Origin of the sequence: Bradyrhizobium tropiciagri, from assembly GCF_018130545.1 — a bacterium.
Classification (GTDB): Bacteria; Pseudomonadota; Alphaproteobacteria; order Rhizobiales; family Xanthobacteraceae; genus Bradyrhizobium; species Bradyrhizobium tropiciagri_A.
The window spans coordinates 305,145-319,678 of the sequence record NZ_JAFCKF010000007.1; the positions used below are offsets into that span (position 1 = coordinate 305,145).

14 protein-coding genes are annotated in these 14,534 nt (G+C 60.5%); 13 read left to right on the top strand and 1 reads right to left on the bottom strand.

Annotated elements, in window-relative coordinates; all coding sequences use genetic code 11:
* The first annotated feature begins 973 nt into the window (after positions 1-973).
* The 4 genes from repA (at position 974) to JQ616_RS29420 (ending at position 5,161) form a co-directional block, all read left to right on the top strand.
* The gene (repA, locus tag JQ616_RS29405) at positions 974-2,188 is read left to right on the top strand and encodes a plasmid partitioning protein RepA (RefSeq protein ID WP_212020665.1); all 1,215 of its coding nucleotides are present in this window, start codon (positions 974-976) and stop codon (positions 2,186-2,188) included.
* Entirely contained in the window at positions 2,185-3,204 is a 1,020-nt protein-coding gene (gene repB, locus JQ616_RS29410; protein ID WP_212020667.1) for a plasmid partitioning protein RepB, read from the top strand. The genes repA and repB overlap by 4 nt, the downstream gene beginning before the upstream one ends.
* A 197-nt stretch (positions 3,205-3,401) precedes the next feature.
* Entirely contained in the window at positions 3,402-4,634 is a 1,233-nt protein-coding gene (repC, locus tag JQ616_RS29415) for a plasmid replication protein RepC (protein WP_212020669.1), read from the top strand.
* Positions 4,635-4,741: 107 nt separating this feature from the next.
* Positions 4,742-5,161, top strand: a complete 420-nt coding sequence (locus JQ616_RS29420; protein WP_249137421.1) for a hypothetical protein — start codon at positions 4,742-4,744, stop codon at positions 5,159-5,161.
* Positions 5,162-5,305: 144 nt separating this feature from the next.
* Here JQ616_RS29420 and JQ616_RS39460 read toward each other — a convergent pair whose 3' ends face one another.
* The gene (locus JQ616_RS39460; protein WP_349630061.1) at positions 5,306-5,506 is read right to left on the bottom strand and encodes a hypothetical protein; all 201 of its coding nucleotides are present in this window, start codon (positions 5,504-5,506) and stop codon (positions 5,306-5,308) included.
* 147 nt (positions 5,507-5,653) lie between these two features.
* Between JQ616_RS39460 and JQ616_RS29425 the strand changes: the two genes are divergently transcribed.
* The 9 genes from JQ616_RS29425 to JQ616_RS29465 all read left to right on the top strand — a co-directional run bounded on the left by JQ616_RS29425 (position 5,654) and on the right by JQ616_RS29465 (position 14,521).
* Positions 5,654-5,836, top strand: a complete 183-nt coding sequence (locus tag JQ616_RS29425) for a zinc ribbon domain-containing protein (protein WP_212020673.1) — start codon at positions 5,654-5,656, stop codon at positions 5,834-5,836.
* A 714-nt stretch (positions 5,837-6,550) separates the two neighbouring features.
* On the top strand, positions 6,551-6,862 hold the full coding sequence (locus tag JQ616_RS29430; RefSeq protein ID WP_018273795.1) for a DUF736 domain-containing protein: 312 nt from the start codon (positions 6,551-6,553) through the stop codon (positions 6,860-6,862).
* Positions 6,863-6,923: 61 nt separating this feature from the next.
* Positions 6,924-7,265 carry a hypothetical protein gene (locus tag JQ616_RS29435; protein ID WP_212020945.1) on the top strand — a complete coding sequence of 114 codons (342 nt, stop codon included), beginning with the start codon at positions 6,924-6,926 and terminating at the stop codon, positions 7,263-7,265.
* 146 nt (positions 7,266-7,411) lie between these two features.
* Positions 7,412-8,173 carry a ParA family protein gene (locus JQ616_RS29440; RefSeq protein ID WP_212020675.1) on the top strand — a complete coding sequence of 254 codons (762 nt, stop codon included), beginning with the start codon at positions 7,412-7,414 and terminating at the stop codon, positions 8,171-8,173.
* A complete protein-coding gene (locus JQ616_RS29445) occupies positions 8,163-9,143 on the top strand; it encodes a ParB/RepB/Spo0J family partition protein (RefSeq protein ID WP_212020677.1) in 981 nt (326 codons plus the stop codon). Before JQ616_RS29440 ends, JQ616_RS29445 begins: the two co-directional genes overlap by 11 nt.
* 424 nt (positions 9,144-9,567) lie before the next feature.
* On the top strand, positions 9,568-10,086 hold the full coding sequence (locus JQ616_RS29450) for a MobC family plasmid mobilization relaxosome protein (protein ID WP_212020679.1): 519 nt from the start codon (positions 9,568-9,570) through the stop codon (positions 10,084-10,086).
* Positions 10,083-11,159 carry a relaxase/mobilization nuclease domain-containing protein gene (locus tag JQ616_RS29455; RefSeq protein WP_212020681.1) on the top strand — a complete coding sequence of 359 codons (1,077 nt, stop codon included), beginning with the start codon at positions 10,083-10,085 and terminating at the stop codon, positions 11,157-11,159. Before JQ616_RS29450 ends, JQ616_RS29455 begins: the two co-directional genes overlap by 4 nt.
* 255 nt (positions 11,160-11,414) lie before the next feature.
* Complete coding sequence (locus JQ616_RS29460; RefSeq protein WP_212020683.1) at positions 11,415-13,067, top strand: VPA1262 family N-terminal domain-containing protein; 1,653 nt, start codon at positions 11,415-11,417, stop codon at positions 13,065-13,067.
* Positions 13,064-14,521 carry a hypothetical protein gene (locus JQ616_RS29465; protein ID WP_212020685.1) on the top strand — a complete coding sequence of 486 codons (1,458 nt, stop codon included), beginning with the start codon at positions 13,064-13,066 and terminating at the stop codon, positions 14,519-14,521. The genes JQ616_RS29460 and JQ616_RS29465 overlap by 4 nt, the downstream gene beginning before the upstream one ends.
* Positions 14,522-14,534: the final 13 nt, after the last annotated feature.

Sequence of the window (14,534 nt, forward strand, 5' to 3'; positions counted from 1 at the left end):
AGCTAAACCTGCTCCTCGCCTAGTTCCTTCCCTATAATCCACGGTCACGCCTTGGTCGCGCTTTCGCCTGCCGACCCTGGCGCCGCCATCCCCTTGGGCGGTCCGGTTGGAGGGAGTGGATGTTGTCAGCTGACAACATCTGTAGCGCTTCCTGATGGACGATCCTGCGCTCGAAGCCCCTTGCTTAGGATGGAATCCTAATGCGGCGCCCTCGCAGGGAAATTTCCGTCTCCCAAACTTTGGATCGGGCGGGGCATTGACGTGGGGCGTCTTAACGCCAGGCGCTAAGATGGATCGGGTCGAGCGCTAGCCGATCTGCAGCACGGCGCGCCGGTCCGGGTGAGGCCCCGGGGTCACGTTACCTGCCTTCGCAGGCAGGGCCGGGCGGGCGGCGTTGCGGCTGGAGGTCCGGGTGTGATCAGGCTGCGCAAGATCAATCGCAGATTCGACAGCCGATCGTCCGACCGGTTGGAGACCCTGTTACCGTGTGCCCCTCGCTTCTGCTTCGGGCGAGCGGCGCCCAATGCAGTGCTGCTGCGGTAGCGACGACTGGCTGAGAAGCGGGAAATAGGGACGCTCGCGCGGGGAGAGAAAACCCCCGTCAAGCCCGGTGCACGCTGAGTCGATACCAGAAGCGAGGAGTTTACTGCGCATGGAAGGAGGCCCCTCGGCGCGCCGCGGGGTAGCAGCACTGATCGGAGCAGCAGGTGGCGTGACTACAGAATGACGCTTGGGGGTCCGTGGAGCCCAGCCGAATCACGCTATAATAGAGGCTCGCTCCGCCGGCTGGGGCCATTGTTGTCAGCTGACAACAGCAAGGCGACGCCAATAGGCCGTTTGCTCGCTGTTGGGCGCGCCATCGGGCGTTAAGAACTCGTTAACCCTTTATTTCTTGCTCAAATCATAGAATCGTGGCCATCTCTCAAGACGGAGTTTAGGCGTCTGACGCGCAAAAACCGTCTTGAGAAGGCAAATGGCGATCTTAGCGGAAGATTTGGTTACGATGAGCGAGACCGCGTCTGCGCGGATCTCTCGACATGCCGGCATTCTTTCCGGCCAGCTTCGCTCGCTCGCGACGACGCTTTTCCCGCCTTCAGCGAGCAAATCGCTCCGGTCGTTCACCTCAGGGGAGGTTGCACGAATTGCGGGCGTGTCCGATGGGTATCTTCGGCAGCTTTCTCTCGACGGACTTGGACCGACCCCAGCGACAGGAATCGGGGGGCGACGGTCTTACACTCTGGGTCAGATTCATGAGTTGCGTGGGTATCTAGCCACCGCGCGGCCCCGCGAAGCAATGGAATTTCTCCCGCGCCGGCGCCCAGGCGACAAGCTACAGATCATTACCGTCGCGAACTTCAAAGGCGGCTCCGCCAAGACGACGACGGCGTTGTATCTTTCGCAATACCTCGCCCTTGCTGGCTTTCGGGTCCTCGCGATCGATCTCGATCCGCAAGCTTCGCTGTCAGCAATGTTCGGGTACCAACCCGAGTTCGACATCGCCGCGAACGAGACCCTCTACGGCGCCATACGATATGACGAACACCGGCGGCCAATGCGCGAGGTCGTTCGGCCGACCTATTTTGACGGGATAGGTCTCGTTCCAGGCAATCTCGAGCTTATGGAGTTCGAGCACACCACGCCCCGAGCAATGGTCGAGCGGCGTGAACGAGGCCACGACCTGTTTTTTCGTCGTGTCGCCAGCGCTATCGACCAGGTCGCCGACGACTATGACGTCGTCGTCATCGACTGCCCACCCCAACTCGGTTACTTGACCATGGGCGCGCTGAACGCGGCGACCGCGATGCTCGTGACCATCCATCCTCAGATGGTCGATGTCGCGTCCATGAGCCAATTTCTCCTCATGACGTCGGACCTCATGTCCGTCATCGAGGAAGCTGGCGGGCGACTCGATCACGATTTCATCCGGTACGTCATTACGCGTCATGATCCTAATGACGTGCCCGAAGCGCAAATCGTGGCTCTCCTCCGGACCCTTTTTGGATCGGATGTGCTCCAGGCCACAGTGTGGAAATCGACCGCGATCGCCAATGCTGGTCTCACCAAGCAATCACTTTATGAGCTGGAGCGCGGCGCCGTAGGGCGGGGCGCCTACGACCGGGCATTGGAATCGGTCGACGCGGTCAATGCTGAAATCGCGCAACTTCTTAAGAAGGTGTGGGGTCGATGAGCAAACGTACTGACACTATCAAGAGCCTTTTCACGGCCCCGCAATCACCTGCGTTGTCAGCTGACAACATGCCCGGTGCGTTGCCGCGGGTCTCGTCGGGATCCGTCCGCTCGTTGAAAGACACTTTTTCCGGAGTCGAGAAAGAGAACGAGGAGCTTCGCGACAGAATTGCATCCGGAGCGATGATCCTTGAAATCGACCCCGCGCTTATCGATCCGTCACCGCTGGCCGACCGGTTTCGCGACCAGGATGATAGCTCGTTCGAGGCACTCAAGCAGTCCATTGCACAGCGTGGTCAAGAGGTGCCCATTCTCGTTCGGGAGCATCCTGAAGCAAAAGGGCGCTACCAGAGCGCGTATGGTCATCGCCGCGTCCGCGCCACACGCGAACTAGGCATTTCGGTCAAAGCGATCCTGCGAGCGCTGTCGGATGAAGCGCTTGTCGTGGCACAAGGACTCGAGAACGCACCACGCGAAGATCTGAGCTTCATTGAGCGCGCCACCTTCGCGATGCATATCGAAGATGCGGGGCATAACCGATCAGTCGTGCAGGACGCGTTGTCGATTGATCGAGCGGAGGCCTCGAAACTTCTTGCTGTGGCCCGATCAGTTCCAACCGATGTTATTCAAGCCATCGGCAAGGCTCCGAAAGTTGGCCGCTTCCGCTGGCAGTCGTTCGCTGAATTGATCAAGGACGCCGCGGCGCTCAAACGTATCAGAGCGGCGATCGCTGAACCAAAATTTGCGGAGCGGGAAACTGACGCACGGTTTCTCGCAGCATTCTCAGCAGCCAGCCGTCCGCCGTCCGCGGGCACATCAAAGGCTTCGGAAGACAAGCCGGTCTTCTCCGCATCCGGGGACAAGATTGCGCGCGTGCGTCACGCCGAGCGCGAATTGAGGGTTACCCTCGACAAGAATGTCTCGGCGACTTTCGCGGCATTTCTTGTCGACCAAATCCCGGCCCTGTTCGACGCCTTTTCCAAAACGAGCGGCGGTCAGGAAACTACCGAGGCCTGACGGCCTCGTCCCGTAAACACGAACCAGGAGCAGACAAGGCAAAAGAAAAAGGCCCCCGAAACGGAGTTCCGGAAGCCCTTCTCTTCAAGTTTGGCGACTGACAGAGAATCACTTTCGCGAATCGCAGTCAAGAGTTTCTACGCGATTTTATCGTCGTTTCGGCGAGCAGGTTTTCTTTGCCCAGCTGAGGCAAAGACATGCAGTCACACTCTCCAACGACGCCCTTTGGGCGGCGATCTCTGACGCTTGCCCATGTGGCAAGCCAGATGGTCGCAACAGAACGCCCTCCCGAAAAGATCGTGCACAAGTGGAAGATCTTCCACGCCATCTGCACGGCACGGCCGCGGCTTGGCGTGTCGGAGCGCTCGCTCTCGGTATTGAACGCGCTGCTGACCTTCCATCCCGAGACCGCGCTCACCGGGGAGGATGATCTGATCGTCTTCCCGTCGAACCATCAACTCACCCGGCGGGCGCACGGCATGCCGGCATCGACGCTTCGCCGTCACCTTGCTGTACTGGTCGACGCGGGACTGATCGTTCGGCGCGACAGTCCGAATGGCAAGCGGTATGCGCGAAAGGACAACGCCGGCGAAATCGAGCTCGCCTTCGGCTTCGATTTGTCGCCGCTCGTCGTGCGCTCGGAGGAGTTCGAGAGCCTGGCGGCCGATATCGAAGCCGAGGCCCGCGCACTCAAACTGGTGCGTGAGCGGATCACGCTGTGCCGGCGCGACATCGCGAAGATGATTGCAACTGGCATCGAGGAAGGTGTCCCGACGCGAAGGGCGGGGCAGGGGCCTGCCGATTGGCAGGAGGTGCATGCTGCGTTCCGCGCAATGGTCGCTCAGATTCCGCGGACTGCGACGCGCCAAGAGCTCGAGCCGATCGCCGACGAGCTGTCGCAACTTGCTGACGACGTGCTCAATCTTCTGGAAGAACACATCAAATCCAAGAATCCGAGCGCCAATGAGTCCCATTCTGAGCGCCACATACAGAGTTCAAATACCGATGCCTTAATTGAACTTGAACCTAGCCTCCGAGAAGGCAGGGCGGCGGGAACTGAGCCGAAGCCTCAACCACCGCGAGTCGGGGAAGGGGCGTATCCGTTGGGAATGGTCTTGAGTGCGTGCCCGGACATCGTCGACTATGCCAAGGGTGGGGTTTCGAACTGGCGCGATTTCGTGGCCACCGCGGCCGTTGTGCGATCGATGCTGGGCATCAGCCCGAGCGCCTGGGAGGAGGCGCAAAAGGTTATGGGCGAGGTGCCCGCAGCCATCGTCGTCGCGTGTATCCTGCAGCGCGGGACGGCGATCAATTCCGCCGGCGGTTATCTGCGCGGTCTGACGCGAAAAGCGGAGGTCGGCGAATTTTCGCTTGGTCCGATCCTGATGGCGCAGATCAATTCTCGCCGGCGAGACAAGCAGCGGGCGTGAGGCAATGAAGCGCCGTTCCCAGACCTTGCTTTTTCGTGCGATCGAAAATATCCGCACTGACCCAGCTGCTGCGCTGGGTCGACGCAAAGCCGTTCGGAGAGACCGCCATGGCAAAACACCCTCCAATCGTCCTCACGCCGTTCCTCCAGCCTCGTGATGAAGGCGCGGCGGAGCAACGGATGTACGTGGCGGGGTTCGCGGACGAGGCGGGCGAGGCCTGGGGGACGCTGATTCCGTTGGATGCGGAGATGGTCGAGCACGCCGTTCTGGGACAACAGACATTCACCGTTTGGTGCAACTCCGACGGTCGCATCCAACCGCAACCGAGCAGCGATAGTCTGTTTGAGGAGCTTCTGGAGAAAGGCCGGTTGAAGGAGACGCCCCTCGATGAACTCGTCGCCGAAGCGATCGAGCAGGGCAAGAATGAACCCAATGAAGAGATACTCGATATGTTCGAGACCATGCATGAGCGGCTGGTGCGGGCGGAGGGCATGGTTGCTGACGAGATCGCGCGGCGCAGGCGATGACCCCCCTTCGCGGCGCGCGTGCGCGGTTCAGTGCAGTAGGGCTTAGCTTGTACTAACGCGAGCACCGCGACCGCGGGCGGCAGACACCCGGACCGGTCGATGAACACATAGAAAACCGACGACCGGGCCGCGCTCCGACTAGTCTTAAGCTTCGCCGGAGCCGGAAAACAGCGCCGTCGGTGACGTCGCGCGCGGCGGCGGGAGGGTCCGACCGCCCGGGGCTCCCGGTCTGCTCTTGAGATCGTATCGCTGGGCTAGGTCGAGTAGCCGCCGCCTGGTGAACGGATCGGCGTTCTCCGCCAGATCGCGCGCCCGCTGCGCGAAGCCCCGGTAAAATTCTTCCACGACGCCACCCCGCAACATCACTGAAAATCGGATTTCAGTGTGAGACACGCTCCACGTCAAGCGGTCTGGTGCATGCGGACAATTTTCGTCGATCTACTTGTGCTCGCGGCGCAAGCGGAACTAAGCTGGTCCCGGCAGGCAAAAACCATGACTCCGCTCTACCTCAGCCGGAAGCTGTGCCCGAAGTGCGGTAAGCCGATGACGGCCGTGCCAGACGATGTCACGCCCGGCCGGCCGCGCTACGTCTGCCCGGTCTGTGAGGACGATCCGCTGCGCGATCCTGCCGCCCGGAAGTGGGCCGACAGCCCGCTGCGAGCGCCGGCCAAATAACGTTCGAGTTAAAATCGAGCCGGGCTGCCGGATTGCTGCAGAGGCCGAATGTGCTCACAACCCTCTCCAACGCTGTGGAGAGGCAACCCGAACGGCCAGCTTCGTTCTATCGCGCGTGCCGGCGGAATCGCCCCGGACTCGGAGGCCGGCATGTCCAGCGAGGCTAGCATCTGTTTCACGCCTCGCAGGGCGTGTCGGTCGCATGGATGCGGAGGGCGGGGTTGCATCCAACTGGCGAGTACGTCGCCAGCCTCGTTATCGATCTTGCTATGGCGAGTTCGACAGGTGCGCCGACGTTGTTGACAGCGACGGTTTCCATTGCGGGTGATGACGCGGCGCTTAGGTGGCCTGCTTAAGGTGAGCTACGTTTCGTTGCGACGCCCGATACTTTGATGCGAATGGCCGAACCGACTAGGGCTGCCTGTCTTCATTCCCTGTGTTTTCGCGACAGGCGCACCCATCAGCGTCCTCGATAGAGGCTGGTCTGACCGAAGACCGATCCCGCTTCGCGGGCTCTCGATCTTGTCCCTGCAACGACCGTCCTCGACTTTCTTCCCCTGGCGCTGCGCACCATTCCTCGCGGTCCAAGAAAGTCGCTGCCGGCCGCCCTCCATTTCATTTCGGCCCTCCGGGTGCAGGTCGATCGCCTCCGGTCTCACGACCGCCATCGAGGTCGCGATAGGCGCGGCACGAGAAAACCAAGGGAATGAGACAATGGCAACCATCGGCACCTTCACCTCCACGGGCAATGGCTTCTCCGGCGCGATCAAGACGCTCAACCTCAACGTCAAGGCCAAGCTGATCCGCGTCGAGAACCCGTCCGACAAGGGACCGCACTTCCGCATCTACTCGGGCAACGTCGAACTGGGTGCTGCCTGGCAGAAGACCGCCAAGGACACCGAGCGCGACTACCTCTCCGTCAAGCTGGACGATCCGAGCTTCCCCGCTCCGATTTACGCCACCCTGACCGAGGTCGAAGGTGCGGAAGGTCTCCAGCTGATCTGGTCCCGGCCGAACCGGGACTGAGGCTCAGCCAGTGGGCTCCGCCGCGAAGCGGGGCCCGCTCCCTTCGACTGGAGATGCGATCATGACCATCGACACCATTGAAGAGGTACGCGCCGAGCTGCGCGGATGCGTATTCACGCCGGCGGAGCGCAAGTCGCTCGAAGTCGAACTGGCCGAACTCATCCGCCAACGCAACGAAGCGCTCGCAGCCGAGGAGGGGCATAAGCCCCCTCGTCTTGCATCTTACGATGCACTGTCGTTACTCGCGCCGCCGGGCAGCGCTCCCGGAGCCCGCAAGCGGTCTCCGCGCATTCGCGTGACGATCCTCTCGCGACCGTGTCGACAGCAGTGGTCCAGCAACGAGCACGGGTCCCAGCCTAGCTTGCCAGAATTTGCTCCTCCCGATGGCGATGTACTGACCTGACTCTTCTGGCAGGGGATTCGCCGGAAGAATTTGGGGATCGTTCCCACGATCGGATTCGCAGTCGCTGTTGGTTCAAACCAACATCCCCTTGTCATGACGGACGAGGATATGCCTCTCGCGCCGTCAGACCCATTTCGGACCTTAATATGAAGACCATCGTCATCAACAATCAAAAGGGCGGGGTCGGCAAGACGACCCTCGCTGTGCATTTGGCTTGGTTCATGGCGGAAACGAATCTCCGCGTTCTCGTGATCGACGTTGATGCGCAGAGCAATGCGTCGGATACGCTGAGGCACTACGCAGGTTCAACGTTAGCCGCGGATTTGTTTAAGCCGGGAATGCGGGTAGTACCCAGAGACGACGAAAGCCTAACGCTTGCGCCGGCCGATAGCTCACTGACTGATCTCGATCGAAGCGATGCGGTCGCCATAACGACTCTACAAAAGAACCTCGCCATCGCGTCGGATCAGTTCGATGCCTGCGTCATCGATACGCCGCCTTCACTTGGACTTCGCAGTGTCGGCTGTTTGGTTGCGGCATCGCATGTGCTGGCCCCTATCTATCTGGAGGACTATTCGATCAAGGGCGTCAAAGGTCTGATGCAGACCGTTATCGGCGTGCAGAGGCGCTATGGCCGCCAGGATACGAAGTTCCTCGGGCTGCTGCCCTCGAACTTCAACACGAAATCGCCGCGTCAAAGGATGCATCTTGAGCAACTTTTGCGCGAGGCTGGCAAATATGTATTCCCAGGCCAGATCGTTGCAAGGGACGGCTATGCTGAAGCCGTCGCGGAACGCCTGCCGGTCTGGAAGCTGAAGCGCCGCTCTGCGCAGGAGGCCGGTCGGGAAATCCGCGATGTTCTCGCCAAGATCGTCGCTCAGATGGACGAGTCGGCCCATGGCGCTTGATCTCAGCTTCAGGCAGCTCATCGCGGTCGCAGAAGATGGTGCCGCCACAATCGGGCAACCGACGTGCATCTCTATCGACCGTATCGACGAAGATCCGGACCAGCCCCGTCGCAGCTTCGACGAAACCAAGCTCGACGAGCTTGCGCAATCGGTCCTTCAGCATGGAGTGCTGCAACCGATCGTGCTGCGGCAAGCGACCGAGGAAGGCCGGTACGTGATCGTCATGGGCGCGAGGCGGTATCGTGCTGCTAAGCGCGCCGGGCTCCGTGACTTGCCGGCTTTCGTTCATGCCGCTCGTTCTGCGGATCGCTATGTTCAGATGATCGAGAATATCCAGCGCGATGACCTCAATGCCCCCGAAATTGCGGCGTTCATCGCGGACCGCTTGGAGCAGGGTGATAACCAAGCCGACATCTCGCGCAAGCTCGGGAAGCCCAGGGATTGGGTGTCTCGCTACGCGTCGGTCCAGAATATGCCGGAGTTCCTTCGGTCGAAGCTTGCCGGCTCATCAATCCGTGCTGTGTATGAGCTCTACCAGGCTTGGCGTGAGCAGCCCAACGCGGTCGAGACCTTATGCGCAGCACAGGAAAGCTTCACCGACGCACACGCCCGCCGACTGGCCCGCGAAGTTCGCACGAAAGTCCGCGGCTCCCCTGCTGATGGCGAAGGTGCCCCTGGAGCTCAACCAGCACGTAGGCGGATCGCACCCCAATCGGCATTGCGACCCGTGGAGAGAGACCGTGCGACGGCGGCCGCGGAAAAGCGCCTCAACTCTTCGGACGATCGGAACGAGCGAATGAGGACATCGCTGACGATCAGAGTGCGTCACCAAGATCGCACGGGCTGTCTCCTAATCGATCGACTCGCGTCTCAAGGTTCTCGCTATGCCGTGCTGCTGATCGATGGCGCGGAAGTAGCGGAAGAGGTTCCAGCATCGACCATCACAATCGTAGAGATCCTATCGGCATGAATGTGCTCTTAAACAGCCTCCTCAGAGACGCTGCTCCAGTTGGTGCGCCGGCGGAGCGGATTTCCCATCCGAAGGATGGCGCGTTAGCGCAGCAGCCGGAGGCCGAACGCGCCCCCCACAGCGCTGTAGAGAGGCCGGAGGCTGCTGGAAAGCCGCGGTCCACATATTCAGTGCTAATGTTGCGAATCTGCACGCGCGGTCTTCGTGGAGTACAGGCATTCGGGGTGACGGCTGCATCATTCCCTGAAGAACTCTCCTCATCGATCGCCGACTGTGTTGGATCTCACCTGCAGCAACTGCCGAGCCTTGACCGCCGAGCCCGATGGTTTGAACCAACATGGAGGGGGTGGAGGGATTCGCACTTCCTAGTGCAGGATAGGCTTCGCGCCAGCGATGTATTACATCGCGATTGGGATTGGAGTGCATGGCTCTGATCTCGCTTCGCGTCTCCGACGAAGTCGCGGCGGCGTTCTCAGTGCTTGCAGCGACCCAGGGTGGCAAATCCGCGCTGCTGCGGCGTCTCATCGCTGATGCACTAGCTGCACCGGCCCCGCGCATCTTGGCGTTGCCTGTCGGACGACCGGCGAAGGTGACGGTGCGATTTCGCGAGAGCGAGATGCGGCAGCTCGCGGAAGTTTCACATCAGCGTGGCATGACCCGAACCGGCTGGATCGTCGCGCTGGTGCGCTCGCGGTTGGGGTCGCCCATGCAGCATTCCCCGGACGAGCATGACGCGCTTCGCGCGATCGTTCGTGAACTCAACCGGATCGGCGGCAACGTCAATCAGATCGCGCGTGCCGCAAATGTCAGTGTGTTGCAGGGTAGGGCGGTCGAGCCCGATCTATCCGCAATTCAAGAGGCCAAATTGGTCATCGAAACAGAGCTCGCGCGACTACGCAGCGCGCTGCACGGCAACGCGGTTTATTGGGATGGACGGCGATGAGTCGACGCTCCTCGCCGCGGCCGACTGACCTGGCCTCCGAACTCCCGCCGATTTCTTATGTCTGGGAAACGCCCAATCGGCGCCCGCGGCGGGCCGAGTGGGATATCCCCGATCCGGCCATTCCTGGCCGCCTTACGCCGGCGATGCGTGCAAAGCTCGAACGCATCGTGCGGCGAGCACCAGAGGTGATGGTCAAGATTACCGGCCGCACCAAGGGTGTGGCGCATCTTAAGTCGCACCTGGCTTACATCACGCGAAACGGCGACCTCGATGCGGAAACAGAGCAGGGCGCGACGCTGGCGGGTCGTTCCGGATTGAAAGATCTGCAGCAACGCTGGGAAGATGATGCCAGTCTCGACGGCAAGCGCCGCCGTGATGGATCGCTTTCGATCAACATCATTCTGTCGATGCCGGCGGGAACCGACGCTGTCGCGGTCAAGGATTCAGCGAGAGCTTTTGCCATCGAGACGTTCGGGGACAACCACGACTACGTCTTCGTTCAGCACCTCGACGATAAGCATCCCCACGTGCATTTGACCGTTCGGTCGCTGGGCCATGACGGCAAGCGCCTCAACCCGCGCAAGGCGGATCTTCAGACCTGGCGGGAACGGTTCGCTGGCGAACTCCGGCTGCGCGGGATCGCGGCGGAAGCAACGCCCCGGCGAACTCGCGGACGGGTTCGAAAGGCCGATCGAGGGGCGGTCCTCGCGATGCGAAAGCGAAAGATCACTCCCGATGTCGATCATCTCGCCCGTAAGGAGGTGCTTTCGGAGGTGAGGGGTGGCAGGTCTGCCAGACATCCTTGGGACGAACAGATCAAGTCACGTCAGGACGCGATCCGGCGGCGTTATCTCGACTATGCCGCCGAGCTACAGCGCTCTGAAGCGGTCGCGGATCACGCGCTAGCGCGACAGATCAGACGATTTGTTGACGACCTGCCCGCTATCAAAACTCGACGTGATGAGTTGATGACTGAGCTTGCGGAGCTTGCAACTACTCGTCGACGCGGTGTGGAGCAGGGTATCGATGCAGAAGGGTGCGACAAAGCACGAGGTAATGAGCGAAACAGATAACCGAGCGCAGGAACCATAATTCGGGGTCGGGGCGTTCGAGCTCCGTCCCGCCACTAAGATGCTCCGCAAATCAGGCTTCCCCTAAATCATGGAAGAAGCGCTTCTAATCGGCCGCAAATTTCGTAGTGAGAGTTCGCCAAATTCGAATGCTTGAATAAGTCGAGAACCTATCGAGCTCAAGTGTTGCCAAGTGTGGGGACTCTAAGCTCCAAGACAATGGCTGGCGATGCAGCCGTTCCTTCGTTAGAAGGAGGCATGGGGCAGAATAGCTGGGATAACCTCCGTGCATGTCAGGAGCTGGAACGGCTGACCCAGCCCGGCGTACTCGGCTTCTATACGCATCTCGAAGTGACCGAGATCTTTGCCGTGCCAGGCAAGGGGCAGGTGCCGTTGAATGTGTTCTCGATCCTTAGTCTCGAGGAGCGATTCAGCGCAGCCGTTGAGCCGCCACGCCTTCTAAACATAGATCGCATCCGCCTGCGCCAGTTTCCAGAATGGGCGTTCGGGATCCAACGATACACCAAGCCCATCGGCGATCTTGTCCCAGCGCTAAAGGCCTATGGCGAGGGCCATCCGTGGCAATTCTCTGGCGAAGAGTTGATTTTGGCCAAGCCAACGCCCGTACCGCCGCAGTTCGTCCCACCAAACACGTTCGGCTCCATCCCCCTGAATCGGGTCCTTAAGAACAATATTTGGAACGGGGCGTACGTCTTCGAGTGGGTTGACGCGGCAAAGACGGAGCTACGGGCCTTCTTCGATGAGCCCGCAGCCTTGCAGCAGCTTACGGCCGCAATCCGCGCTTGCGTGCCGCTCGGTCTCGATGGTCTCTCAGACCGGCTTGGCAATATCGTCGTCCAGCTACCCATTACTGTGCTGATGGCGGGTTTCGGCCAAGACCGCGTTGCCGGCGACTTCACGGTAGCGATCGGATGGCACCCAAAAGCCAAGCCCCGGCCTCTTCGGGCGACGCTCGAAAATCATCACGACCAGGTGATCTCGGAATATGCATCCGGTGTCATTACCGGCGAGCTGACAAGGTTGCGGGTTAATGGCGGGCAGGGACTGCACCGGAGCGTTGTGTGGGACGATCATCATCGTCTGGTGCTGGCAGCTAGCGGAGAGCTCGCCTTCATGGACGTCATATCTCTCTCTATGCATGGCGTACGGCACGAAGGTCTCGTCCGTACGTTTGAGATTCCGGATCGGACAGGTACACCACAACAAATCTCGGTGCCGCTTATCTCACCACCGGATGTCACGTCCACCGTCGGCGAACCGCGGTCGAATCCCGCCGGCCCCTGGACCAGCCGCCGGATCTACGACGAAGAGGCGGCCCGGCTCGAGCGCGAGAGGCGCTTCGTGCAATATCGCCCGCAGCCAGGTAAGAAAGCGGTCCAGCATGAGAAGGCCCTGGAAGATCTGCGTAGTCTCATACATCAACATGGTCAGGGGGGCGCATGGCTGTGGGACCCGTTTCTCGCCGCCGAGGATATCGTCAGAACACTCTTTTTCTGCCCACATCCCAACGCCGATCTGCGTGCCCTGACCGCCGGGCGCGAGCCACTCGACGCAAGAAATGACGAGGAAGAGGATCTTTCGGCATCAGCATCCTTCGTCGAGCGCCAACGGCATCAGTTCGAGAATCTCGTGTCTGACTTCCGCGCGCTCAAGCTTGAGTTCCGCATAAAAAGGGGGCAAGCGGGATGGCGCTTCCACGACCGCTTCCTGATTTTTCCGAATGCACAAACCGGTGCCAAAGCCTGGTCGCTCGGGACCTCCGTGAATAGCCTCGGCATGCAACACCATATTCTGCAGGAAACCAGCAACGCACAACTGATCGCACAAGCCTTTGCCGAGCTTTGGGATGCGCTGGACCATCCCGACTGCCGCATCTGGAAGAAATCATGAGCGTGGCATGCGACGCGCTGAAAGCAGCATTGAACGCTGCGTGCGAGGAGGGCGTAGTTACAACACCTCAGCGGCTGTTGGAGACCGCTGTGCGTCTTGCGGACCCGCTCCAGGCGCTCGTCGATTGGGATCGGGCCGAAGAACTGTTTGCTGTCTTCGCTGAAGAATATCCGTTCCTCCGGCGGATGCACTACGCAAATGTCGCGCCAACGCAAGATGAAGCTGCTCGATACGCTGATGTGATACGCTGGCTGATGCGAAGTCTGCGCAATTGGAGCGGGACGGCAGAGGCGGCCCAAGCCGACCTCGCCGCCATTATTGTGGTTGCACAAACCTGTGATGTCGACGGTGTCCTTTGGCAATTGCTGCCTGAGGATATCGGTCGGAACACCAATCTGATCGATGTGCTCAAGCGCCTGGTGGCGTCATTTGGGCTCACCATCACCGCAGGACCAGGCAGCGCGAGGGATACCGAGGCACTGGCGCGATTCATCGAAGCTGACGCGCAAGGTGATTGGGTAACGATCTCCCAAATGTGGTCCTCGCTCCGGCGTGTACCATTCTTTCCTAACGCGGTGCAGGCCGCCAGCGTGCGATGCCTCAATCGCTTCGCGCCAGAACGCCTTGCCGAGGGGCTGCGGGATGTGCGTCAATCTATCTTGGCCTTGCAGCTCGTTTCGGCTCTGAGCGTGGAAGACCGGTTGCGTGTCGCGATGGCGACCGACAACGGCCATCTCGAGCTCGCTGCTGTTCAGCAAACCGTCGCGCCCTGGCAGGGTTCGTCCCCGGATCTCACCGCGGCTGAGACCCAATTGTTGACCGAACAGCTCCTCAAGGTCATGCTTGATCCCAAGCGCTGGACCGCCTGGATGAAAATCTTCAATCACTATCCAGCCCGTTTCCCAACGCTCCAGGTGTCTTTAGGCGAGGCACTTGCCGGGGGATCAGCCGACGGCTTGCAAGCCTATGTCGACGCGATTTGGCTCTACGCCAAGCCACCAGGACAGGCGGCGGGCACTGCGCAATGCCTTGGCGTATTTCGTGAGCATGCGTCTCTCGAGTGCCGTCAAGCGCTCTGGACCGCCGCACATGAGCGTTGGCTCGCTTGGGACTTTGGAGCCAGCGACCCCAACGAGCATCTCGCGCGGATCGTCTGCACAGATCTCGACTATGCCGTCATCAGCTATGCCACGGAATGCATGGCCGAGTTTGAGCGGACTGAGATGATACAAAGGGTCCGCGAGCGACTGCTGACCATCGATCATGATTGGTATGAGACCGAGGTCGAACTCATGAGCGCCTGGTATCGCCAACTCTCAAAACTGCAGCCTTATGCCGCCGCGGCCCGCTTCCTGCGCGGCGAAAGCGAATGGAACGCCGATGGACAGCCGTCATGGCCGTTCGATCCGGAGCGCGCAAGGTACGCCGCCATCAAATACCGCGCATCGATTTAGTTCGGGATGTTCA